Annotated in this window: 18 protein-coding genes and 4 pseudogenes; 15 read left to right on the top strand and 7 right to left on the bottom strand. The window is 72.2% G+C overall.

What is annotated here, in order from left to right; genetic code table 11:
- Positions 1–116 precede the first annotated feature (116 nt).
- Complete coding sequence (locus D9753_RS05615; protein WP_121785997.1) at positions 117–866, top strand: SDR family NAD(P)-dependent oxidoreductase; 750 nt, start codon at positions 117–119, stop codon at positions 864–866.
- Between the two features lie 182 nt (positions 867–1,048).
- Here D9753_RS05615 and D9753_RS05610 read toward each other — a convergent pair whose 3' ends face one another.
- Positions 1,049–1,882, bottom strand: a complete 834-nt coding sequence (locus D9753_RS05610) for a helix-turn-helix domain-containing protein (RefSeq protein ID WP_121785996.1) — start codon at positions 1,880–1,882, stop codon at positions 1,049–1,051.
- A pseudogene (locus tag D9753_RS05605) lies at positions 1,879–2,271 on the bottom strand (DUF6879 family protein); the annotation flags it as partial. The gene D9753_RS05610 and the pseudogene D9753_RS05605, both read right to left, overlap by 4 nt.
- 594 nt (positions 2,272–2,865) lie before the next feature.
- On the opposite strand from D9753_RS05605, the gene fusA reads away from it, so the two are divergent.
- A complete protein-coding gene (gene fusA / locus D9753_RS05595; RefSeq protein WP_121785994.1) occupies positions 2,866–4,926 on the top strand; it encodes an elongation factor G in 2,061 nt (686 codons plus the stop codon).
- 390 nt (positions 4,927–5,316) lie between these two features.
- On the opposite strand, the pseudogene D9753_RS05590 reads toward fusA, so the two are convergent.
- Positions 5,317–6,607 (bottom strand): annotated as a pseudogene (locus D9753_RS05590) (ROK family protein).
- Between the two features lie 193 nt (positions 6,608–6,800).
- On the opposite strand from D9753_RS05590, the gene D9753_RS05585 reads away from it, so the two are divergent.
- The 5 genes from D9753_RS05585 (at position 6,801) to D9753_RS38635 (ending at position 11,825) form a co-directional block, all read left to right on the top strand.
- Positions 6,801–8,117 carry an ABC transporter substrate-binding protein gene (locus D9753_RS05585; protein ID WP_121785993.1) on the top strand — a complete coding sequence of 439 codons (1,317 nt, stop codon included), beginning with the start codon at positions 6,801–6,803 and terminating at the stop codon, positions 8,115–8,117.
- Between the two features lie 5 nt (positions 8,118–8,122).
- Complete coding sequence (locus D9753_RS05580; protein ID WP_121785992.1) at positions 8,123–9,112, top strand: carbohydrate ABC transporter permease; 990 nt, start codon at positions 8,123–8,125, stop codon at positions 9,110–9,112.
- 13 nt (positions 9,113–9,125) lie between these two features.
- Positions 9,126–9,965 (top strand): carbohydrate ABC transporter permease, encoded by an 840-nt coding sequence (locus D9753_RS05575; protein WP_121785991.1) that lies wholly within the window; start codon positions 9,126–9,128, stop codon positions 9,963–9,965.
- Between the two features lie 29 nt (positions 9,966–9,994).
- Positions 9,995–11,359 carry a GH1 family beta-glucosidase gene (locus D9753_RS05570; RefSeq protein ID WP_121785990.1) on the top strand — a complete coding sequence of 455 codons (1,365 nt, stop codon included), beginning with the start codon at positions 9,995–9,997 and terminating at the stop codon, positions 11,357–11,359.
- Between the two features lie 343 nt (positions 11,360–11,702).
- Entirely contained in the window at positions 11,703–11,825 is a 123-nt protein-coding gene (locus D9753_RS38635) for a hypothetical protein (protein ID WP_276209418.1), read from the top strand.
- A 162-nt stretch (positions 11,826–11,987) separates the two neighbouring features.
- Here the strand turns inward: D9753_RS38635 and D9753_RS05560 are convergent, their stop codons facing one another.
- A complete protein-coding gene (locus tag D9753_RS05560; protein WP_121785989.1) occupies positions 11,988–12,767 on the bottom strand; it encodes a CDP-alcohol phosphatidyltransferase family protein in 780 nt (259 codons plus the stop codon).
- Between the two features lie 107 nt (positions 12,768–12,874).
- Between D9753_RS05560 and D9753_RS05555 the strand changes: the two genes are divergently transcribed.
- The 5 genes and pseudogenes from D9753_RS05555 to D9753_RS05535 all read left to right on the top strand — a co-directional run.
- The gene (locus tag D9753_RS05555) at positions 12,875–13,864 is read left to right on the top strand and encodes a zinc-dependent alcohol dehydrogenase (protein ID WP_121785988.1); all 990 of its coding nucleotides are present in this window, start codon (positions 12,875–12,877) and stop codon (positions 13,862–13,864) included.
- Between the two features lie 109 nt (positions 13,865–13,973).
- Complete coding sequence (locus D9753_RS05550; protein WP_121785987.1) at positions 13,974–14,372, top strand: 6-pyruvoyl trahydropterin synthase family protein; 399 nt, start codon at positions 13,974–13,976, stop codon at positions 14,370–14,372.
- Positions 14,369–15,553: a glycosyltransferase family 4 protein gene (locus tag D9753_RS05545; RefSeq protein ID WP_121785986.1), complete on the top strand. Its 1,185-nt coding sequence runs from the start codon at positions 14,369–14,371 to the stop codon at positions 15,551–15,553. Before D9753_RS05550 ends, D9753_RS05545 begins: the two co-directional genes overlap by 4 nt.
- Entirely contained in the window at positions 15,550–16,614 is a 1,065-nt protein-coding gene (locus tag D9753_RS05540) for a class I SAM-dependent methyltransferase (protein ID WP_240468050.1), read from the top strand. The genes D9753_RS05545 and D9753_RS05540 overlap by 4 nt, the downstream gene beginning before the upstream one ends.
- Positions 16,611–17,699: pseudogene (locus D9753_RS05535) on the top strand (lysylphosphatidylglycerol synthase transmembrane domain-containing protein); the annotation flags it as partial. The gene D9753_RS05540 and the pseudogene D9753_RS05535, both read left to right, overlap by 4 nt.
- Positions 17,700–17,770: 71 nt before the next feature.
- Here D9753_RS05535 and D9753_RS05530 read toward each other — a convergent pair.
- Complete coding sequence (locus D9753_RS05530; protein ID WP_121785985.1) at positions 17,771–18,547, bottom strand: creatininase family protein; 777 nt, start codon at positions 18,545–18,547, stop codon at positions 17,771–17,773.
- Between the two features lie 39 nt (positions 18,548–18,586).
- On the opposite strand from D9753_RS05530, the pseudogene ribA reads away from it, so the two are divergent.
- Positions 18,587–19,265 (top strand): annotated as a pseudogene (ribA, locus tag D9753_RS05525) (GTP cyclohydrolase II).
- Between the two features lie 59 nt (positions 19,266–19,324).
- On the opposite strand, the gene D9753_RS05520 reads toward ribA, so the two are convergent.
- Positions 19,325–20,548 (bottom strand): serine hydrolase domain-containing protein, encoded by a 1,224-nt coding sequence (locus tag D9753_RS05520; protein WP_121785984.1) that lies wholly within the window; start codon positions 20,546–20,548, stop codon positions 19,325–19,327.
- Positions 20,549–20,829: 281 nt separating this feature from the next.
- Here D9753_RS05520 and D9753_RS05515 point away from each other — a divergent pair, with 281 nt between their 5' ends.
- The gene (locus D9753_RS05515; protein ID WP_121785983.1) at positions 20,830–21,267 is read left to right on the top strand and encodes a PPOX class F420-dependent oxidoreductase; all 438 of its coding nucleotides are present in this window, start codon (positions 20,830–20,832) and stop codon (positions 21,265–21,267) included.
- Between the two features lie 22 nt (positions 21,268–21,289).
- Here the strand turns inward: D9753_RS05515 and D9753_RS05510 are convergent, their stop codons facing one another.
- Positions 21,290–22,168: an NAD(P)-dependent oxidoreductase gene (locus D9753_RS05510; RefSeq protein WP_121785982.1), complete on the bottom strand. Its 879-nt coding sequence runs from the start codon at positions 22,166–22,168 to the stop codon at positions 21,290–21,292.
- A 99-nt stretch (positions 22,169–22,267) separates the two neighbouring features.
- Here D9753_RS05510 and D9753_RS05505 point away from each other — a divergent pair, with 99 nt between their 5' ends.
- Entirely contained in the window at positions 22,268–22,864 is a 597-nt protein-coding gene (locus D9753_RS05505) for a TetR/AcrR family transcriptional regulator (protein WP_121790917.1), read from the top strand.
- The last annotated feature ends 87 nt before the right edge of the window (positions 22,865–22,951 follow it).

Here is a 22,951-nt window from a genome sequence, read left to right as displayed (position 1 = left end):
CGGCCGCAACGCTTCATGTTACGACAGCTCAGTTGTAACAGGGAAGGTTGCAACTGACGTGTCGTAACAACTAAGGTTTCGACTGCCAGGAAGGGTCAATCAACGAGGTGAGAAGAATGAGCAAGCCACTCACGGGCAAGGTCGCCCTGGTCACCGGGGGGTCGCGCGGACTGGGAGCCGCGACCGTACGACTGCTGGCCGAGCAGGGCGCTGACGTCGCCTTCACCTACGTCAGCTCCGAGAAACAGGCGCAGGCCGTCGTCGACGAGGTGCACGGCAAGGGAGCCAAGGCCGTCGCCTTCCAGTCCGACCAGGCGGACACGAGCCGGGCGCCGGCGCTGATCGACGACGTAGTCGCGCACTTCGGCGGCCTGGACATCCTCGTCAACAACGCGGCGATCTCCGTGGCCGGCACGGTGGACGACCCGGACGCCGACACCGCCGCACTGGACCGGATGCACGCCACCAACTACCTCGGCGTGATCTCCGTCATCCGGGCCGCCTCCCGAGTGCTGCGCACGGGCGGCCGCGTCATCACGGTGAGTTCCGGACTGGGCTCCCGGGTCGGCGCCCCCGGCCTTGCCGACTATGCGGCGACCAAGTCCGGGATCGAGAGGTACACCATGGGCGTCGCACGCGACCTCGGGCCCCGGAACATCACGGCCAACGTCGTAGAGGCCGGACTGATGGAGGGCGGCATGCAACCGCCGGACCCCGAGACCCTCAATGCCCTGGTCAGCTCGCTGTCCCTGCAACGCATGGGGCACCCCGACGAAATCGCCGCGGCGATCGCCTTCCTGGCGAGCCCCGCCGCGTCGTACGTCACGGGCGCGGTGCTGGACGCCCACGGCGGCTACAACGCCTGAACCCGAACCCCTGCAGCACGCCCTGAAGGACATCGTGCCTTCGGGGCGCGCATGCCAACGACCCGCGTGTGCGTGGACACGCCTCAAGAAGCCCGGATCGTGATCGTGTTACGAGCTCATAGGGGGAATTATTGGCCCAGAAAGCGGCGGCTGTGTAGTTCTTTCCCGTCATGGACTAAAGATCATGAACGGCAGGCGGCAGCCCACTCCGTCAACAAGGCTCGCGCTTCGGCCCCGAACAGCGCGTACCCCTCCAGTGTCGAGAACAGTTCTAAATGCATTTCGATGTCGCGTGGATCTCTCAGGATCACGACTCCGGTGGTGTTCTCCACAGTGGCCAGGGTGTTGTCGTAGACAGTGAAGGTGTCCATCGGAGCCATGGGCTTGTCTCCCGCGATTGGAATGACGCCGAGCTTCACATTCGGCAGGTGGGTCAATGAGGCCAGCCGGTCAATCTGCATCGCCATCGCGGCCGGGGGCAGGAGTGGCCACCTCACGGCCTGTTCGGTAAGGATGAAGGTGAATCGCTTCTTCGTGTTGTAAAGAACCTCCTGCCGCTCCAGCTTCTTCGCGATCGTCTTAGTGGCATCAGCCGGTGAATTGGCAAGGCTTGCCCGGATGTACTCAGGGGTGGACAGCAGTCCCGTAATCATCGAGAGCAGGAAGAAACGGAACTCGGTAGAGGAGGATTCGAGCGCGGCAAGTTCGGTCTGCTTCTTCTCCAGCCCCCTTCGCCGCAGCGAGCGCAGGTCTTGCCACTCGGTATTGGCCAGCCTCGCGAGGGCAATGACCTCCTCGATGACCTCGGGCGGAGCAACGACAGCCCGGAGGATTCTCTCCAGGTCGAGCAGGCTCGGTTGCGCTTTCCCGTTCTCGATCCGACTGATCTTCGATTGGGACACGTTGCAACGCCGAGCGAGCCGGTCTCCAGTGAGGCCGGCTCGCTTGCGTAGTTCTTTCAGCAGGGCGGCCAATTCTTGCTTCGGCTGCCCCAACTGTTCAGGGTCGAACGTCACCCGCTCACGTACTCCAGGAATGGAACCGACTCGGCAACGGCAATCCGCTTCCACTGCCGATACGGCTCAGGATCACCCTCGTACAGTTCCCGGTTTATCTGCGTCCCGTCCGCCTGGTAGTTCATCAGGACCACCTTGGACTCATCGAACATCCAGAAATCTTGATCCGGAAGCCCCGGGTTCTCCCGCTCGGTGAGGTCGAGAATTCTGATATCCTCGCCCGCCTTCACGTGGTGCCGGTAGTAATACTCGAACTCGAACCGGAGGTAGTCCGAGAACGGGCGGGTCACGACGTGCACCCTGCCGACGCTCTTCCCTTCCGAGGCCCATTGCCGAACCTCGTCCATCCAGGCCGACGTGTAATCGTCCGGGGATTTCTCCCCGGCGAGGAGGGCGTTTCACCAGGTCAGAGCGGTTGTGGGCTGGTGCCCGAGAGGAGAGTTCAAGTCCCACCTCGGACACCAGCGAAGACCCCACTTCACGTGGGGTTTTTCTGTTTCCCCCGGCTCGGTTCGGCGCACGGGAGCGGCGGCCCTCGTCAGCGGTGGCCTGCTCTGCCTCGGCGCCGTGGTCGCGGTGGGCGTCACCACGGCAGACCTGCGCGGGCGCCGCGCCGTACGCACCGCCATGCCGCTCCCCGGCCCGGAAAACCGCGTGCCCCGGCCGGACCGGCCTGCCTAGACTCGCCACCGATCCGGCGTCGCCCCCGCAGTGGGCCGCCGAGCCGGTCGCAGTGTCGGACGAGGGGAGCCGGGCCGTGTGTGAGCGCACCGCTGTCGTCGCTTCCCGTTCCCGGTACGAGGTGATCCTCGTATCCCCGTCCGGCCGGTGCCCGCTGCGCGGCCGGCACCGGATCCCGTGACGCCCCGCTGACCTTTCCCCGCCGCTCCGGCCGTACGCCGGACGCGGCCCGCAGGCCGGCGCACTCCTGGGCGCACGGGTGATCGCGCTGCCCCACTTCACCTTCCGAAAGGCATCGGGCCGTGCGTACGACCCCCAACCCTCTCTCCGCTGTCCGCAACCTCGGCATCCTCGCCCACGTCGACGCGGGCAAGACCACCGTCACCGAGCGCATCCTGTACGCGACGGGCACCACCCGCAAGCGGGGCGAGGTGCACGACGGCACTACCGTCACCGACTTCGATCCGCAGGAACGCGACCGCGGCATCACCATCTTCGCCGCCGCGGTGAGCTGTGCCTGGGACGGCCACCGCATCAACCTGATCGACACCCCCGGACACGTCGACTTCGCCGACGAGGTCGAGCGGTCGCTGCGCGTCCTGGACGGCGCGGTCGCCGTGTTCGACGCCGTCGCCGGGGTCGAGCCGCAGAGCGAGTCGGTGTGGCGGCAGGCCGACCGGCACGGCGTGCCGAGGATCGCGTTCGTCAACAAACTGGACCGCGCGGGCGCCGACCTCGACCGGGCCGTCGGCTCCATCCGGGAACGGCTGCACCCCGCCCCGCTGGTGGTGCAGTTGCCCGTCGGCGCCGAGGGCGGCTTCACCGGCGTGGTGGACCTGGTACGGATGCGGTCGCTGATCTGGGGCGACGACGAGGGTACGGCCGTGGATGGCGCGGTGCCCGAGGAGCTGCGCGAGGAGGCGGTACGGCGGCGGCGCGCGTTGGAGGAGGCGGTCGCGGAACGGCACCCGGCCGCCCTGGAGGAGTTCTGCGACCGCGAGACCCTCTCCGCCGCGACCCTCACCACCGCCCTGCGCGACCTGACCCGCAGCGGGGACGGCGTGGTCGTGCTCTGCGGTTCCGCCTACCGCAACCGCGGCATCGAACCGCTGCTGGACGCGGTGGTGGCCTACCTGCCCTCGCCGCTGGACGTACCCGCCGTACGCGGGGTCCACGACGGCGCCGGACAGCAGCAGCGGAACGCCGATCCCCGACTGCCGTTCGCGGGGCTGGTGTTCAAGGTGAACGCGGGCGCCACCGGGCGCCTGGCCTACGTGCGGATCTACTCGGGGACGCTGGAGAAGGGGGACATCGTGTGCGACGCGGGCGCCGGACGCACCGAGCGGGTGGCGCGCATCCTGCGGGTCATGGCGGACCGGCACGTCCAGCTCGACCGGGCGGTCGCCGGTGACATCGTCGCGGTCGCGGGCGTGAAGTCCGCCCGGCCCGGCGCCACGCTGTGCGACCCCGGAGCACCGCTGCTGCTGGAACCGCCCGTGGCCGCCGATCCCGTGGTGTCCGTGGCGGTCGAGGCACGGCGGAGCACGGACACCGGCCGGCTCGCCACGGCGCTGGCCCGGCTCGCGGAGGAGGACCCCTCGCTGGTGGTGCGCATCGATGCCGAGACCGGGCAGACCGTGCTCTCCGGAAGGGGTGAACTCCATCTGGAGGTCGCGGTGGAGCGGATCCGCCGTGACGGCGGGCCGGAGGTCACCGTGGGCCGGCCGCGGGTCGCCTACCGGGAGACGGTGGCCGGCGGGGTACGCGGATTCGTGTACCGGCACGTCAAACAGGACGGCGGAGCCGGGCAGTTCGCGCATGTCGTTCTGGACGTGGAGCCGCTCGGTCCGGACGCGGGCGTCACCGGTTTCGTGTTCCGGTCGGCCGTGACCGGTGGCCGGGTGCCGCAGGAGTACGTGCGCGCGGTCGAGGCCGGCTGCCGGGACGCCCTTGCCGAGGGGCCGCTCGGCGGGCATCCGGTGACCGGGCTGCGCGTCACGCTCACCGACGGCTCCACGCATGTGAAGGACTCGTCCGACACGGCCTTCCGCACCGCCGGCCGGCTCGGTCTGCGCGCTGCCCTGCGGGCCTGTACGGCGGTCCTGCTGGAGCCGGTCGCCGAGGTCACGGTGACCGTGCCGGCGGACGCGGTCGGCGGGGTCCTCGGGGACCTGGCCGCACGGCGCGGCCGGGTCGGCGGCTCGCAGGCCCGCGGTGGCGCGGCCGTCCTGACGGCGATCGTGCCGCTGGCCGAACTGTTCGGCTACGCCACCCGGTTGCGCAGCCGCACCCAGGGCCGGGGCACGTTCACCACCCGGCCCGCCGGCTACGCACCGGCACCGGCGACGACGCCCGCACGGTGACCCCGACACGGGTGGTGACCCTACCGGTGGGGTGACCGTCGCATCGGCGGGGTCACCGCGGCGCCGGTGGGGTCGTAGCAGGGCCGGTGGGGTGACCGCCGCACCGGTGGGGTGACCAGCGAGGGGATTGCCGCACCCGGGCGGTGACCATCGCCTCGGTGGGGTGATCAGGTGATCACCGTACCCGCGGCGGGATCGCCGTACCTGCGGGGTGGCCGCCCCACCTGCGGGGTGGCCACCGCGCCCGCGGGGTGGCCGCCGTCCCCGTCGCCGGTCCGCGCTCGGCACCGCTCACGGTGTGCCGGGCGCGGACCGCACAGGTCGGGCGGGCCGGGTGGCGACCCCGCCCCCGGCCCCCTACCGCAGCACCGGCTCCGACCCCACCGCCTCCTACACCAACCGGCTCTCCAGACTCGTCCGCCAAGTCGGTGGGGCCGGCCGGTGCGGCGCCGGGTGGGGGCGGTGGCCGCCGCGGGTGAGGAACGCGGCCAGGGGGAGGACCGCCGCGCCGACGGTGACCGCTTCCGGGCCGAGCTGGCCCAGTTCGATGCGGCTGCGGCTCGCGGGGAAGCGCAGGGCCTGTGCGAGGGCGTGGGCGCGGACCTGTTCCAGGAAGGCGGTGCCGAGCTGGAGGCCCGCCCAGCCGCCGACGAGGACCCGCTCGGGCTGGAAGAGGTTGATGAGGTCGGACAGGCCCGCACCGAGGTACCGGGCGGTCTCGTCGAGCACCGCCGCCGCCACCGGGTCGGGTTCCGCCCCGCCGTCCGGGCGGGCCGCGGCCAGCAGCTCGGTCAGCGCCCGCTCCTCGCCGATCCCGGCCGACGGCCGCCCGCCCGCCTCACGCCAGCGCGCCACCAGTGCCTCCGCGCCCGCGTACGCCTCCAGACAGCCCCGTGCCCCGCACCGGCACCGGCGCCCGCCGACCCGCAGTGTCAGGTGTCCCCATTCCACCGCCCGGCCCTGGTCCGCGTCCTCGGTGACCACGCAGGCGCCGACCCCGGAACCGAACAGCACCACCACGGCGTTGCCGGCGCCGCGCCCCGCGCCGAACCACATCTCGGCCTGCCCCAGGGTCTTTGCGCCGTTGTCGATGAAGTAGGGCGTCTGCGCGGGGAGTCGACCGGTCCGCCGGAGCAGTCGCTCCAGCGGGACCGCGTCCCAGCCGATGGTCTGTCCGTGGACGACGGCGCCGTCCTCACCGGCGTCCTCGATGATGCCGGGGACACCGACGCCGACGCCGAGCAGCTCGCCGGGGGAGTCCTCGGCCGCCCGCAACACCTCGGTGATCCCCTGATGGACGTGGCCGACGACGGCGTCGACGTCGTACCCACGGGAACCCAAGGGGCGTTCGGCGCGCGCCAGTTCGGTAAGGCCCAGGTCGAACAGCTCGACGCGGACCCGGGGTCTCGCCGACGTCGACCCCGATCAGCCGTCCGCTGTCCCGCCGTACGCGCAGCAGCCGGCGTGGCCGGCCGGCGTCCGCGCCGACCACTCCCGCCTCCTCCAGCAGGCCGTCGGCGAGCAGCTCGGCCGCGATGTTGCTGACGGAGCCCGAACTCAGCCCGGTCGCCGGCCCCAGCGCGTACCGGCTCATGGGTCCGTCGAAATACAACCGTTGCAGAACGGCGCTCCGGCTCTCCCGCCGCAGGTCACGCACCGTACGGCCACCCCGTCCCGCCACCTGGCCTCCCTGTTTCGCGTGCTCTTCGGGCCCGGGGGGGCCCGCCTTCGCTGCCGCATCCCTTGACGAGCGTTTCTCCTGAGGTTTAACTCACGTCCTAAATTAAGCCATGAGGGGCTCGGGGTGCCGGACGGGGTGCCGACCGCCGCGAGCGACCTCTGGGTTCGACTCCCGGAAAGGGACACCAGGAGCCATGCGCAGCATCCGAGCCGCGGCCGTAGGCGCCGTCACCATGTCTCTCGCCCTCGCGGCCACGGCCTGCGGAGGCGGTTCGTCCGACCAGGGGGGCTCCGGCGACTCGCCGAAGACGCTCACCTACTGGGCCAGCAACCAGGGCGCCAGCATCGCCGTGGACAAGAAGGTCCTCCAGCCCGAACTCGACAAGTTCCAGCAGCGGACCGGCATCAAGGTGAAGCTGGAGGTGGTGCCCTGGTCCGACCTGCTCAACCGGATCCTGACCGCCACCACTTCGGGCCAGGGCCCGGACGTGCTGAACATCGGCAACACCTGGAGCGCCTCCCTCCAGGCCACGGGGGCGCTGCTGGCGTGGGACGACGAGAACTACTCGAAGATCGGCGGCAGGGACCGGTTCGTGGACTCCGCGCTCGGCTCCACGGGCGCCCAGGGCAAGGACCCGGCCGCCGTACCGCTGTACTCGATGGCGTACGCGCTCTACTACAACAAGCAGATCCTCGCCGACGCCGGCATCACCAAGCCCCCGGCCACCTGGGACGAGCTGGTCGCCGACGGCAAGAAGATCGAGGCCGAGGGCAAGTCGGTGATCGGCGTCGAGGGCGCCAACGTGTCGGAGAACATCCACCATGTCTTCGTCTTCGCCAAGCAGCACGGCGCCGACTTCTTCACCCCCGAGGGGAAGCCGGACTTCACGAACCCGAAGGTGGTCGACGCGGTCAAGCAGTACGTCGACCTGATGGCCAAGGACAAGATCGTCCCCACCGGGGACGCGGAGTACGGGCAGAACCAGTCCGTCAGCGACTTCGCCAAGGGCAAGCAGGCCATGCTGCTGTGGCAGTCCGCCGCCGCCAACCTCAAGAGCCAGGGCATGAGCGAGGACGCCTACGGCGTCGCCCCCGTGCCCGTGCGGTCCGGCGTCCCCGGCACCGGCGCCCAGACCAACTCGATGGTCGCCGGCATCAACATCGCCGTCTTCAAGAACAGCCACAACGTCGACGGCGCCACGAAGTTCGTGAAGTTCATGACCGGCGACGCCGAGCAGAAGATCCTCAACAAGGCCTACAGCTCCATCCCGCCGGTCAAGGGCGCCCAGGGCGACCCGGCGTTCAACGCCCCGGCCACCGCCGTGCTCAAGCAGACCCTCGCCACCAGCGCCGCCGCGCTGCCGCAGGTCCCGTCCGAGTCGCAGTTCGAGACGGCGGTCGGTACGGCCGTGAAGGACCTGTTCGCCGACGCCGCCGCCGGACGCACGGTCACCACCGACTCCGTCCGGGCCAAGCTGGAGAAGGCCCAGCAGCAGATGCCGGCGGCCTGAGCGCGATGACCACGACCACCACCGCCCGCAAGGAACCGGTGCGGCCGATCTCCCCCGGTGCGGCGCGCGTCCCGCGCCGCACCGGGCGGATCCGCCGCGCCTCACTGCCGTACCTGCTCCTCCTGCCTGCCCTGGTCCTCGAACTCCTCGTCCACCTGGTGCCGATGGTCATCGGCATCGTGATGAGCTTCAAGGAACTCACCCAGTTCTACATCCGGGACTGGGGCAGCGCCCCCTGGTCCGGCCTGGGCAACTACCGCCTGTCGGTGGACTTCGACGCCCCCGTCGGTGAGGCCCTGCTGCACTCGTTCCTCGTCACCGTCGGCTTCACCCTGCTGTCGGTCGTGCTGTGCTGGCTGATCGGCACCGCCGCCGCGGTGTTCATGCAGGACACCTTCCGGGGCCGCGGCCTGCTGCGTGCCCTGTTCCTGGTGCCGTACGCGCTGCCCGTCTACGCGGCCGTCATCACCTGGGTGTTCATGTTCCAGCACGACAACGGCCTGGTGAACCACGTCCTGCACGACCAGCTCCACCTCACCGACAAGCCGTCCTTCTGGCTCATCGGCGACAACAGCTTCTACGCCCTGCTGACCGTGTCGGTGTGGAAGGGGTGGCCGTTCGCCTTCCTCATCGTGACGGCCGGCCTCCAGAACATCCCCGGCGAGCTGTACGAGGCCGCCGCCCTCGACGGTGCGGGCGTCTGGCAGCAGCTCCGCCGCATCACCCTGCCGTCACTGCGCCCGGTCAACCAGGTGCTGGTGCTGGTGCTGTTCCTGTGGACGTTCAACGACTTCAACACGCCGTACGTGCTGTTCGGCAAGTCCGCCCCGGAGCCCGCCGACCTGGTCTCGGTCCACATCTACCAGGCGTCCTTCGTCACCTGGAACTTCGGCACCGGCTCCGCCATGTCCGTCCTGCTGCTGCTGTTCCTGCTCGTCGTGACGGGCGGATACCTGCTGCTCACCTCGCGCGGACGGAGGACCACCGATGTCTGACCCCGACTCGCCGATGGCGGCGCCGCGTTCGTTCGTCTGGTCCCGGCGGATCTTCCTCACCGTGCTCGCCGGTTTCGTACTGGTCCCGGTGTACGTGATGGTCTCCAGCTCGCTGAAGCCCCTCGCGGACGTCACCGGCAAGTTCCGCTGGCTGCCCAGCGGGCTGACCGTCCGCCCCTACATCGACATCTGGTCGACGGTCCCGCTCGCCCGGTACTTCGTGAACTCGCTGATCGTGGCGGGCGCCGCGACCCTGTGCTCGGTGGTCATCGCGGTGTTCGCGGCCTACGCCGTCAGCCGCTACGACTTCCGCGGCAGGCGGGTCTTCACCCTCACCGTGCTGTCGACGCAGATGTTCCCGGGCATCCTCTTCCTCCTGCCGCTGTTCCTGCTCTACGTCAACATCGGCAACGCCACCGGCGTCGCCCTGTTCGGCTCCCGCGGCGGGCTGATCCTGACGTACCTCACCTTCTCCCTGCCGTTCTCCGTCTGGATGCTGATCGGCTACCTCGACTCGGTGCCGCGCGACCTGGACGAGGCGGCGCTCGTGGACGGCTGCGGCCCGCTCGGCGCCCTGCTCAGGATCGTCGTACCGGCCGCGATCCCGGGCATCGTCGCGGTCGCCGTCTATGCCTTCATGACCGCGTGGGGAGAGGTTCTCTTCGCGTCCGTCATGACCAACGACACCACCCGCACCCTCGCCGTCGGCCTCCAGGGCTACTCCACCCTCAACGACGTCTACTGGAACCAGATCATGGCGGCCTCGCTGGTCGTCAGCGTGCCCGTGGTCGCCGGGTTCCTGCTGTTGCAGCGCTATCTCGTCGCAGGGCTGACGGCGGGCGCCGTCAAGTGACCAACTTCCCGCTTCCAGAGAGGACTTCCGTGTCCGAACGCATCGACCTCGCCGCCCTCCCGCACGACTTCCTGTGGGGTACCGCCACAGCGGCGTACCAGATCGAGGGGGCCGTCGCCGAGGACGGCAGATCCCCGTCGATCTGGGACACCTTCTCGCACACCCCCGGGAAGATCGACAACGGCGACAACGGCGACATCGCCTGCGACCACTACCACCGCTGGCGCGAGGACATCGGCCTGATGCGCCGGCTCGGCGTCAACGCCTACCGGATGTCCGTCGCCTGGCCGCGGGTGATGCCCGGCGGCACGGGCGAGGTGAACCCCAGGGGTCTCGCCTTCTACGACCAACTGGTGGACGCCCTGCTGGAGGCGGGCATCACCCCGTCGGTCACGCTCTACCACTGGGACCTGCCGCAGGCGCTCCAGGACCGCGGCGGCTGGCCGCAGCGCGACACCGCCCTCGCGTTCGCCGACTACGCCTCCGCCGTCGCCACCCGCCTCGGCGACCGCGTCACGCTCTGGGCGACCCTCAACGAGCCGTCCTGTTCCGCCTGGATCGGCCATCTGGAAGGCACGATGGCCCCCGGCTGGACCGATCTCACCGCCGCCGTGCGGTCCTCCTGCCACCTGCTCCTCGGTCACGGCCTCGCCACCCGGGCGATCCGCGCCGCCGCCCCCGAGGCGCAGGTCGGCATCGTCAACAACCTCTCCACCGTGCACGCGGCCACCGGCCGGCCCGAGGACCGGGAGGCGGCGCGCCGCCACGACGGCCACGTCAACCGCTGGTGGCTGGACCCGGTGCACGGCCGCGGCTTCCCGTCCGACATGGTCGAGACCTACGGCGTGGAACTCCCGCTGCGGCAAGGAGACCTGGAGACCATCGCAACCCCGCTGGACTGGCTCGGCCTGAACTACTACTTCCCCGCGTACGTCGCCGACGACCCCGACGGCCCCGCCCCCCACGCCCGTTCCGTGCGCCGCCCGGACGTGCCGCGCACCGGCATGGACTGGGAGGTCGACGCCGGCGGCATCGAGACGCTGCTGCTGCGGCTCACCGAGGAGTACGGCGCCCGGAAGATCTACGTCACCGAGAACGGCTCGGCCTACCCGGACGTCGTCCGCCCCGACGGCACCGTGGACGACCCCGAGCGCCAGGAGTACCTGGAGCGACACCTCGCCGCCTGCGCCTCGGCGGCCCGCAAGGGGGCCCCGCTGGCCGGCTACTTCGCCTGGTCGCTGCTGGACAACTTCGAGTGGGCGTACGGCTACGCCAAGCGGTTCGGCCTGGTCCACGTCGACTACCGCACCCAGGTGCGCACGATCAAGGGCAGCGGACACCGGTACGCGGACATCGTCCGCGTCCACCGCGGCCAGACACGCCGGGCCGCCTGAGCCCGGCCCGCACCTCACAGGACCGCTGAACGACCCCTGGGCGACTTCTGCACGATGTCTGAACGAACACCCACATCAAGGACATGGTCGACAGCCTGAAGAACAAATGACGAGCCGGGACGGACTGAGGGGTCGGCGATGGATCTGGTACTCGACCCGCCGCGCGGGGTCGCGCCGATCCTGCTGGGCATGACGCTCGACGAGGCACTCGCCGCGGTACCCGACTGGGGCGAGCCCCGTGTGCTGCGCCGCCCGAGCCGGAACTCGGCGAAGGCGTCCTGGACCCTCGACCACGTCGGCGTACAGGCCCTGGACGGTCGACACGTCGCAGCCGGAGTACCCGGTGATCCCGGGGGTGTCGCTCGGTTTCACCCGGCAGACCTCGCAGGAGGTCGAACGGGACGCCGACGGCGTGCCGAGGTACGTCACCTCGGTTCTGGTCTGCGGCAATGACTACTACAACTAGGCAAGGACTACTACAACTACCGTTATGAGCAGCGGGGCTGACGCGCCGGTGAATTCAAACGAAGACGCCGGTGAAGCCGGCCGTGTCCGGGCGATGGCCCACGGGTCGAGCCGGGAAGGTCCAGGCGGTGCCGAGGGCGTTCCGGGAGCCTCCGTGCACCCCTCAGCGCGTCGCCAGTTCCAGCACCATCGGCTCGGCCACCGCCTGCCCCGTCACCGCCCGCCCGGCGACCGTACGCGAGCTCCGCCACAGCCACAGCACGTCCCGGCCGAAGGACCACACCAGGGAGCCCACCGCCAGGAGCACGATCGCGAGGTTCATCGGGGACGGCAGGAGCCGCGCGCCCGCCACGAGCAGGCACACGCCCTGGATCGCCGCCACCGTCTTGCGGGCGAAGGACGGGGGCAGGGGCGCGTTCAGCCAGGGGGCCACCCGCGCCGCGGCCACGAACGCGTACCGCATGCCGCCGATCAGCAGGACCCAGGCGCCCAACTGCGTGGACACGTACACGCTCAGCACCAGGATCAGGAACGCGTCGACCTCCATGTCGAAGCGCGCTCCCAGCGCGGAGGAGGTGCCGGTGCGGCGGGCCACCTTGCCGTCCACGCCGTCCAGCAGCAGCGCCACGGCGGTCAGGGCGGCCAGCAGCGTCACCGGCGGCGCGCCCTCGAAGGAGTCCGCGACCAGCGCCGTCACCCCGCCGACCAGGGTCGTCCGGCCGAGCGTGACCCGGTTGGCGGGTCCGAAGGAGCTGAGCCGGGAGCGGTGCAGAGCGCGGGAGAGGACCGCCCAGGTGGCGAACACGAAGGCCAGCCCCGTCAGCCAGCCGGCCGGCCCCAGGCCGATCGCCGAGCCGAGCAGGGCCAGCAGCAGGATCTGCACGCCCGCTCCCACAGCGGTCTCCTGCTGGAGCCTCGCGTCATACGTGTTGTTCAGGGCCACCGCACATCCTCCGGCCGAGTGACAGAGTCGATCAACGCCGCGTACTCTGCGCGGCCTGTGCACATCTCGGTACGTGAACAACTTCCCGATCGTTCAGGAGGATGCCGATGAACCGGTCGGCCCGCGCTTTCTGGCTCCGCTCGCCCGGCCACGGAGAACTGCGCGATGTCACCCTCGCCCGGCCGGCCGCCGACGAGGTCCTGGTGCGCACGCTGTACTCCGGGGTCAGCCGGGGCACGGAGACGCTCGTCTTCCGCGGCGGGGTGCCGTCGAGCCAGCACGCCGCGATGCGGGCGCCGTTCCAGGACGGCGACTTCCCGGGGCCGGTGAAGTACGGCTACCTGAACGTCGGCGTCGTGGAGGAGGGACCGGACGAGCTGGCCGGGCGCACCGTGTTCTGCCTCTATCCGCACCAGACCCGTTACGTCGTTCCGGTGAGCGCCGTCACCGTGGTGCCCGAGCGGGTGCCCGCCGAACGGGCCGTACTCGCCGGCACCGTCGAGACCGCCGTGAACGCCCTGTGGGACGCGACCCCGCTCATCGGGGACCGGATCGCGGTGATCGGCGGCGGCATGGTCGGCTGCGCGGTGACCGCGCTGCTCGCCCGCTTCCCGGGCATCCGCCTCCAGCTCGTCGACGCCGACCCCGGCCGCGCGAGGACCGCCCGGGCACTCGGCGTGGACTTCGCCGCGCCCGCCGACGCCCTCGGCGACTGCGACCTCGTCGTGCACGCCAGCGCCACCGAGGCGGGCCTCGCCCGGGCCCTGGAACTCCTCGCCCCGGAGGGCACCGTCGTGGAGCTGAGCTGGTACGGCGACCGGAGCGTGGCCCTGCCGCTCGGCGAGACCTTCCACTCCCGCCGCCTCACCGTGCGCAGCAGCCAGGTCGGCACCGTCTCCCCGGCCGCCCGGGCCGGCCGCACCTACGCCGACCGGATGGCGCTCGCCCTGGACCTGCTCGCCGACCCGGCGCTGGACGCGCTCGTCACCGGGGAGAGCGCCTTCGAGGAACTGCCGTCGGTGCTGCCGGGACTGGCCTCCGGCGAGATCCCCGCCCTGTGCCACCGCATCCGGTACACCGACACCGGCCTGACCTGAGAAAAGAGTGAGCCACGGCTGAACACGGGGAAGCGGGCAGCCGTACTACACCACATCCCCCGGCGGGCAAGGCGGGGGACCAGACGCGCCGCACCTGGAGGGTCGTCCGTTGTTCAGCATCACCGTCCGCGATCACATCATGATCGCCCACAGCTTCCACGGCGAGGTGTTCGGGCCCGCGCAGCGACTGCACGGCGCCACGTTCCTCGTCGACGCGACGTTCCGCCGCGAAGAGCTGGACGAGGACAACATCGTCGTCGACATCGGCCTGGCCACGCAGGAACTGGGCGCCGTCGTCGCCGAACTGAACTACCGCAACCTCGACGACGAACCCGACTTCGCCGGCGTCAACACCTCCACCGAGTTCCTCGCCAAGGTCATCGCCGACCGGCTCGCCGAACGCGTCCACAAGGGTGCCCTCGGCGAGGGCGCCCGGGGCCTGCGCGGCATCACCGTCACCCTGCACGAGTCGCACGTCGCCTGGGCGAGTTACGAGCGTGACCTGTGACCGACCTGACCGTGCGGCCGGCGGCCCGCCTGACGTACGTCCCCGCGCAGCACACCCCCGCCGAGAACGCCGGAATCATTCCCATGTCCCTGCGCACCGTGCACTTCGTGATGCCGGGCGGCGTAGACGACCCGACCGCGCCCAGCGGCGGCAACGCCTACGACCGCCGGGTCTGCCTGGACCTGCCGGGCTTCGGCTGGCAGGTCATCCGGCACCCCGTCCCCGGCGCCTGGCCGCACCCGGACGCCGCCGCCCGCGACCGGCTCGCCCGCACCCTGCGGGACCTGCCGGACGACACCGTCGTCCTGCTCGACGGCCTCGTCGCCTGCGGTGTCCCGGAGACCGTCCTGCCGGAGGCCGGACGCCTGCGGCTCGCCGTCCTCGTCCATCTGCCGCTCGGCGACGAGACCGGCCTGGACCCGGCCGTCGCCGCCGGTCTGGACATCCGCGAGCGGACGGTGCTGCGGGCGGTGCCCGCGGTGATCGCCACCAGCGACTGGGCGGTCCGCCGGCTCGTCTCCCACCACGGACTCGCCCCCGACCGGGTGCATGTCGCCGCGCCCGGCGCCGACATCGCCCCCCTCGCCCCCGGCACCGACGGCGTCTCCCGGCTGCTGTGCGTGGCCGCCGTGACCCCGCGCAAGGGCCAGCACCGGCTGGTGGAGGCGCTCGCGACGGTACGGGACCTGCCGTGGACCTGCGAGTGCGTCGGCGGCCTCGGCAACGACCCCGCGTACGTCACCCACCTGCGCGAGCTGATCGCCCGGCACGGCCTCGGCGACCGCCTGCACCTGACCGGTCCGCGCTCCGGCGCCGACCTCGACGCCTCCTACGCCGCCGCCGACCTGATGGTCCTCACCTCCTACGCCGAGACGTACGGCATGGCGGTCACCGAGGCCCTCGCCCGCGGCATCCCGGTCCTCGCCACGGACGTCGGCGGCCTGCCCGAGGCCGTCGGCCGCGCCCCCGACGGCGGAGTGCCCGGCATCCTCGTCCCGCCGGAGAACCCGGCGGCGCTCGCCGCCGAACTCCGCGGCTGGTTCGGCGAACCGGACGTACGCCGCCGCCTCAAGGCCGCCGCGCGAAGCCGTCGCGCCGCGCTCGGCGGCTGGGCCACCACCGCCCGCAGCCTGGCCGGAGTCCTCCAACGACTCCCCGAACCACCGAGGACGACGCCATGACCCGCCCGGACACCGACACCGGCCGCACAGCCCCGGCCCACCCGCACACGCGGCGGCCGGCTCCGGCCGAACCTGCTCCGGCCGATCCGGCTCCGGCCGGGGCGGGGGAGGGCGGCGCCGGCGGGAGTGGGAGCCAGGCGGCTCGGGGTGCGGTCATCGCCGGGGCCGGGCCCGTCGTCCCGGCCGGTGAGCGGGCCACCGTACGGCTGCGCGACGATGACCCGCAGGACGCCCCGCGGTACGCACCCGAGTGGCTCCAGCTACGGGAGCCCGCCGACGCGGCGGCCCGCGCGGCGGACCTGCTCGACCCGCTGCGGATCCGGCTCGCCGAGGGGCCGGCCCGGGCCGGCGGACTCGCCGTGCACGACCTGGGTTGCGGCACCGGCTCGATGGGCCGCTGGCTCGCCCCCCGCCTGGACGGCGCCCAGCACTGGATCCTGCACGACCGCGACCCCTACCTGCTGCACTTCGCCGCCGTCGCCTCCCCGCGCGCCGCCGCCGACGGCAGCGGTGTCACGGTCGAGACCCGGCGCGGCGACGTGGCCCGGCTCACCCCGGACGCGCTGACCGGAGCCTCACTGGTGACCGCCTCCGCGCTGCTCGACGTCCTCACCCGGGAGGAGATCGAGAACCTGGCCGACGCCTGCGCCGACGCCGGCTGCCCGGCCCTGCTCACCCTCTCCGTCGCCGGCCGCGTCGAACTCGCTCCGGCGGACCCGCTCGACGCCGAGATCACCGACGCGTTCAACGCCCACCAGCGGCGCGCCGGGCTGCTCGGCCCGGACGCGGTCACCGTGGCCGGCGAGGCGTTCGCCGCGCGCGGGGCGACGGTCCGGGTGCGGCCGAGCCCGTGGCGGCTCGGCCCCGGAGAGGCCGCGCTGACCGGGCAGTGGCTGCGCGGCTGGGTGGGCGCGGCCGTCGAGCAGCGGCCGGAGCTGCGGGACCGCGCCGAGCGCTACCTGGACGCCCTGCTCGCCGCCTGCGAGGCCGGCGAGCTGCGGGTCACCGTCCACCACACCGACCTGCTGGCACTGCCCCGTCCGACGGGCGGCCCGGTATGAGGGCGCGGCCGGCCTTCGCGGCGAGCGCCGGCACCCACACCCGTACGACACCGACGGCCCCGGCCCGCCCCCACCTGACCGGCGCGGACCCCGCAGGCACACCCCCACCGCTCCCACGACCGGCGACGCCTGCCCCTACGCGCTCCACCGGGGCGCCTCCTGCGAGCACGCCCGACGCGGCCCCGGCCCCCGCCGCCCAACCCCCCGCCCCCCGGCGTCCCGGTGCGCGTCTTCTGCGGAGTCAGGCCGGTACCTGTGTCGGTGTGGTCATCCTCGGTGTCCTTCTGTGGCGGCTCGGTACCGGTGTGCTGGTGGACGGGCTGCGGCGGATCGACGCCGGGACGGTGCTGGTCGCGCTGGGTGTCGGCCTGGTCACCACGGTGTTCAGCGCGTGGCGCTGGCAACTGGTCGCAAGAGGGCTGCGGTTGCGGCTGCCGCTCGGTGCCGCCGTCGCCGACTACTACCGCGCGCTGTTCCTGAACGCCGCGCTGCCCGGCGGCATCCTGGGCGATGTGCACCGGGCGGTCCGGCACGGGCAGAGCGCGGGGGACGTGCGGCGCGGAGTGAAGGCGGTCGTCCTGGAGCGGATCGCGGGGCAGGTCGCGCTGGCCGTGACCGCCGTGGTGGTGCTGCTGACCCTGCCGTCCCCGGTGCGTGCCGAAGCCCGCGCCTTCGCCCCGCTGGCGGCGCCGGCCGCGGCGGGCGCGCTCGCCGTGGTCGTCGCCGTGCGGATGAACCGCGCGCCGAACGGCCGGGGCGGCGCGCTGCGCCGGGCGCTCGGCGAGGCCCGCCGGGGCCTGGTGTCCCGGCAGAGCGGGCCGGGGGTCGCGCTGTCCTCCGCGGCCGTCCTCGCCGGGCATCTGCTGATGTTCGTCGTGGCGGCCCGGGTCGGCGGCTCGGCCGCCCCGGTGGCGGTGCTGGTGCCGCTCGCGGTGCTCGCCCTGCTGGCCATGGGCCTGCCGCTGAACGTCGGCGGTTTCGGCCCCCGCGAGGGTGTCACCGCGTGGGCGTTCGGCGCGGCGGGCCTCGGCGCGGACACCGGGGTAGCGGTCGCCGTCGTCTACGGCGTACTGAGCTTCGTCGCGAGCCTGCCGGGCGTCGCCGTACTCGTCCTGCGCTGGTACGAGGGTCTGCGCGGCCCAGCCACCGCGCCGGACTACTCCCGCCCCCCGGCCGCGGTGAGCAGCGCGAAATACGGCTCGAAGGATTCCGTGAGGCTCGCCAGGAGTTCCTTTCCCTTTTCCGCCGAACCGAGGGAGGGGCGGCCGATGACGCCCGATTCGGTATAGGCGGACATTCCCACGGTAAGCAGATGACGACGGTCGTCGGCGGTGAAATCGGCCGACTCGACACCAGGGCGGACGAATTCGGGGTGAGCGTGCAGAAGAATCGAGGTCTCGATTTCTCCCGCGTGCATGTCGGTGAGCAGCGAGGTGACCACCCCGGCCTGCTCCCGTGCCGCCTCCCAGTCCTCGCCGGCCGGGAACAACGCCATCCGCTCGCCCCGCGCGGACGCTTCCTGGACGACATTGCCGAGCACGTAGTTGCCGCCGTGCCCGTTGACCACGACGAGCGCGTCGACGCCGGAGCGGCGCAGCGACGCCGCGATGTCCGTGATCACCGCGTGAAGGGTCACGGCGGAGATGCTGACGGTCCCCGGCCAGGCCGCGTGCTCGTGCGAGCAGGAGATCGTCACCGGCGGCAGGAGATGCACCGGGTACGAGGCGGCGATCTCCCGGGCCACGGCGCAGGCGACCAGCGTGTCGGTCGCCAGTGGCAGGAACGGACCGTGCTGTTCGAAACTCCCGACCGGAAGGACGGCGACCTGTGCTGACGCGCCCGCCCCCCGCGCCCGTACGTCCTGCGTGGTGTCCGTCGGCATCACGCCGCTCGCCACTTCGTACACCGCCGCGCGCGCGCCCGAACCACTCATCTCTCTCACGGCCTTTCGTCTCTGTTGAGGAATCAGATCATGACAGAAAACACCGGCGTCAACATCGGCGTACTCGGCAAGAAGTCCCCGCCGCGTTCGGGTGCGGAGCGTGTCGTGAATGCGCCGCTGCCCACGGTGTACGGGCAATTCCAGGCGATCGGCTACCTGGACCACGACCGCGGTGACGAGCAGGTGGCACTGGTGCACGGCGAGATCGGCACCGACAGCGTGCTGGTGCGGCTGCACTCGGAGTGCCTGACCGGGGACGCGTTCGGCTCCCGGCACTGCGAGTGCGGCGACCAGTTGGAGGCGGCGCTGCGCGCGGTGGTCGCCGAAGGCAGCGGCATCGTCGTCTACTTGAGGGGGGCACGAGGGACGGGGCATCGGCATCGGCCTGCTCGCCAAGTTGCGCGCGATGGCCCTCCAGGCGGAGGGCCTGGACACGGTGGAGGCGAACCTCGCGCTGGGCCTGCCCGTCGACGCCCGGGACTACGGCGTCGCCGCGGAGATCCTGCGCGACCTCGGGGTGCGCTCGGTGCGGCTGATGTCCAACAACCCGCTCAAGCGGGAGGCGTTGGTGAGGCACGGTATCCAGGTCGCCGAGCAGGTGCCGCTGCTGATCGAGCCGTGCGAGAGCAACATCACCTATCTGCGGACCAAGCGGGAGCGGATGGACCACCACCTGCCGCATCTGGACGCCGTCGCCCACGGCTCGTGACATCCCCCGGGCAGGGCGCCGCCGCCCGGTGGCGGGACACCGTCGCCGCCGGCCGCGCCTCAGTCCGCCGATGCGGCGTGCGCCAGCCGCCGCAGCTCGGGGAAGACCTTGAGTGTCTTCGGGCGTACCTGGCTCATGAACTGCACGGTCAGGTCGTGGGCCGGGTCGACCCAGAACGCGGTGGTGGCCGCGCCGGTCCAGCCGTAGGTGCCCAGGTGTGACGGGGCCGGGGTGCGGGCGGGATCGACGACGACGGAGACGTTGAAGCCGAACCCGAGACCGTCGTTGCCCGGCTCCCGGTGGACCAGGGCGCCGCAGGAGCGGATGGTGGCTCCGCCCGGCAGGTGGTTGCGGGTCATCAGGGCCACCCACTCGGGGGACAGCAGTTGTACGCCGTCCAGTTCGCCGCCCCGGCGCAGCATCTCCATGAACCGGTGGAAGTCGTGGGCGCAGGAGACCAGGCCGCCGCTGCCGGACAGGAACCGGGGCCGGCCGCGCACCGGCAGCCCCGGCACGGGTGCGATGCCGCCGTCGTCCGTCTCGCCGTACAACTCGGCCAGCCGCCCGGCCTGTTCGGGTGTGATGTGGAAGCCGGTGTCGGTCATGCCGAGCGGGCCGAGGATCCGGTCGCGGAAGAACGCGTCCAGCGGCTGCCCGGAGACGACCTCGATGACCCGGCCCAGCACGTTGGAGGCGACCGAGTAGTTCCACTCGGTGCCCGGGTCGGACTGGAGCGGCATCCGCGCGTACAGCTCGACGGTCTCGGCGAGCCCGGCGCCGGGCGGCACCGCGTACTCGAGGCCCGCCTCCCGGTAGAGGGCGTCCACGGGGTGGCGGTGGTAGAAGCCGGAGGTCAGGCCCGCGGTGTGGGTGAGGAGATGCCGGATCAGCAGGGGGCCGGCGGCCGGCCGGGTGCGCACGCCGGCACCCGAACCGCCGTCGTACACCCGGGGGGCGGCGAAGGCGGGCAGATACCGGTCCAGGGGGTCGTCCAGGGACAGCAGACCGTCCTGTACCAGCAGCAGCACCGCGACCGCGGTGACGGGCTTGGTCATCGAGTAGATCCGCCACAGCGTGTCCGGCTCGACCGGCAGTCCGGCCGCCACGTCCCGCAGCCCGTACGTGGTCAGGTGGGCGACACGGCCGCCGCGGGCCACGGCCACCAGGTAACCGGGCAGGCGTCCCTCGTCGACGTGGCGGGCGAAGTGCCGGTCGAGCCGGTCCAGGGCCGCGGGGTCCAGGCCCGCCTCCTCCGGTCCGACGTCCTGTCGAAGCTGTGCCATCGCTCTCCTCCGCTCGCGTCGCCGTCCACGACGCGGACCGGCAGGGTTGTGCCGGTCCGTGCCCGCGTCTCATCGTCCCGCAGGACGACCCGCCGGGACCGGCTCTCCGGTAGCGTGGGGGACCGGCGTGGCACCCGGCGTCCAGCAAGGTCGAACCCGCACGCGAGGGCGGGCGCCGCGGCGGCCCCGGACAGCACCGGGACACCGGGCGCGAGCGCCGCCGTCACCCCGGTTGCCGCCGGCGGGGAATGCGCGCACCACCGACGCGAGTTGATCCGGATATGACTCAGGACACCCCGCAGGACGCACTGCTCGCCCTCCTCTCCGAAGGTCACGGCGGCGTACTGGTCACCCTCCGTCGCGACGGCCGCCCCCAGCTCTCCAACGTCAGCCACGCCTACGATCCGGACGAGCGGGTCATCCGGATCTCGGTCACCGACGACCGCGCCAAGACCCGCAACCTGCGCCGCGACCCGCGTACCTCGTACCACGTCACCAGCGCCGACCGCTGGGCGTACACCGTCGCCGAGGGCACCGCCGAACTGACTCCGGTCGCCGCCGGTCCGCACGACGCGACCGTCGAGGAACTGGTCCGGCTCTACCGGGACGTCTCCGGCGAACACCCGGACTGGGACGACTTCCGGGCCGCCATGGTCCGCGACCGCCGTCTGGTCGTACGGCTTCGTGTGGAGCGGGCGTACGGCGTCCCCCGGAGCTGACCGCGCGCCGTACGCCCGCGGCTCACGGCGCCCCGGTGGTCCGCGCCTCGATCGCCCGCAGCACGGCGACCATGTCCGCGCCGCCGTGCCCCTGGGCCACCGTCTCCTCGAACAGGGAGTGACAGACGTCGAGGAGCGGTGAGGCCAGGCCGGCCGTGCGCGCGGCCTCGGCGATCAGCCGGTTGTTCTTGAGCACGTCCAGGGCCGCCGCCTGGACGGCGAAGTCCCGCTCGCGCAGCTTGGGCGCCTTCATCCGGGAGACCGCGCTGGCCATCGGTCCCGCGTCCAGGACCTCCAGGAACAGTCCGCGGTCCAGGCCCTGCCGCTCGGCGAAGTGGAACGCCTCGGCCAGCCCGGTCACCTGGGTGATCAGGAACAGGTTCACGGACAGCTTCATCAGCAGCGCGCCCGGCGCCGGCCCGCACACGAACGTCTCCCGGCACATCGGGTCCAGCAGTGGCCGTACGGCGGTGACGGCGTCCCGCTCCCCGGCGAGCATGCCCACCAGTTGCCCCCGCTCCGCCGGCACCCGGGACCCGGAGACGGGCGCCTCGACGTACCGGCCGCCCGCGGTGCGGATCTCGGCCTCCAGGGCGTGCGAGTACTCCGGGGAGGTCGTGCCCATGTGGACGACGGTCCGGCCCGCGACCCGCCGCGCCAGCGCGGGCGTGCCTCGGCCGAGCACCGCGTCCACCGCGGCCCCGTCGGCGAGCATCAGCAGCACCGTCTCCGCCCGCGCGAACACCTCACCGGGGTCCGCGGCGACCTCGGCGCCGGCCGCGCGCAGCGCTTCGGCGCGCTCCGCGGTGCGGTTCCACACCACCAGGGGCGTGCCGGCGGACGCCAGACGCAGGGCCATGGGCTGGCCCATCACTCCGAGACCGATGAAACCGACCGGCATGGGACCGTCCTCCGTCGCCGCGAGCCGACTATGACAGTGGTCATAGTAGCGGGCGTTATGACGCTGGTCATAGGGTGGGGACGAGGACCGGAGGTGGAGATGGCACAGGCACGGCGCGGTCCGCGGGAACGGATGGTCTTCAGCGCGGCCCAGCTCATCCGGCGCGACGGGGTCGCCGCGACCGGCATGCGCGAGGTCGCCGCCCACGCCGGCGCCCCGCGCGGCTCCCTCCAGCACTACTTCCCGGGCGGCAAGGAACAGCTCGTCAACGAGGCGGTCGAATGGGCCGGCCGGTACGCGGGCACGCGCGTCGCCCGGTTCCTCGCGACCCTGGAACAGCCGGCGCCCAGCGGGCTGTTCGCGGCGATGGCCGCGCAGTGGACCGACGAGTACGGCCGGGACGGCTTCGCGGCGGGCTGCCCGGTCGCCGCCGCCACCGTCGACCGCGCCTCCTCGGACGACTCCACCCGCCAGGCCGTGGCCGCCGCGTTCACGGCCTGGAGCGGCCCGGTGGCCGAGGCGCTGACGGGCATGGGCGTGCCCGCCGCACGGGCCGGGTCCCTGGCCACCCTCATGATCAGCACCCTGGAGGGCGCCATTCTGATGGCGCGCGCCGAGCGTGACGTACGGCCCCTGACCACCGTCGTACGGGAACTCGGGCCGCTGCTCGACGCGGCGGTGGACCCCGCCGGGTGAGGGCACGCCGAGCGGAACCGTCCCGCCCGGGTCCCCGCGGCCGGGTGTCCCCGCGGCCGGGTGCGACGCGCCCCCGGCCTGCCCGGC

This window comes from Streptomyces dangxiongensis, assembly GCF_003675325.1.
Lineage (GTDB): Bacteria > Actinomycetota > Actinomycetes > Streptomycetales > Streptomycetaceae > Streptomyces > Streptomyces dangxiongensis.
This window is presented reverse-complemented; position numbering and strand designations above follow the sequence as displayed.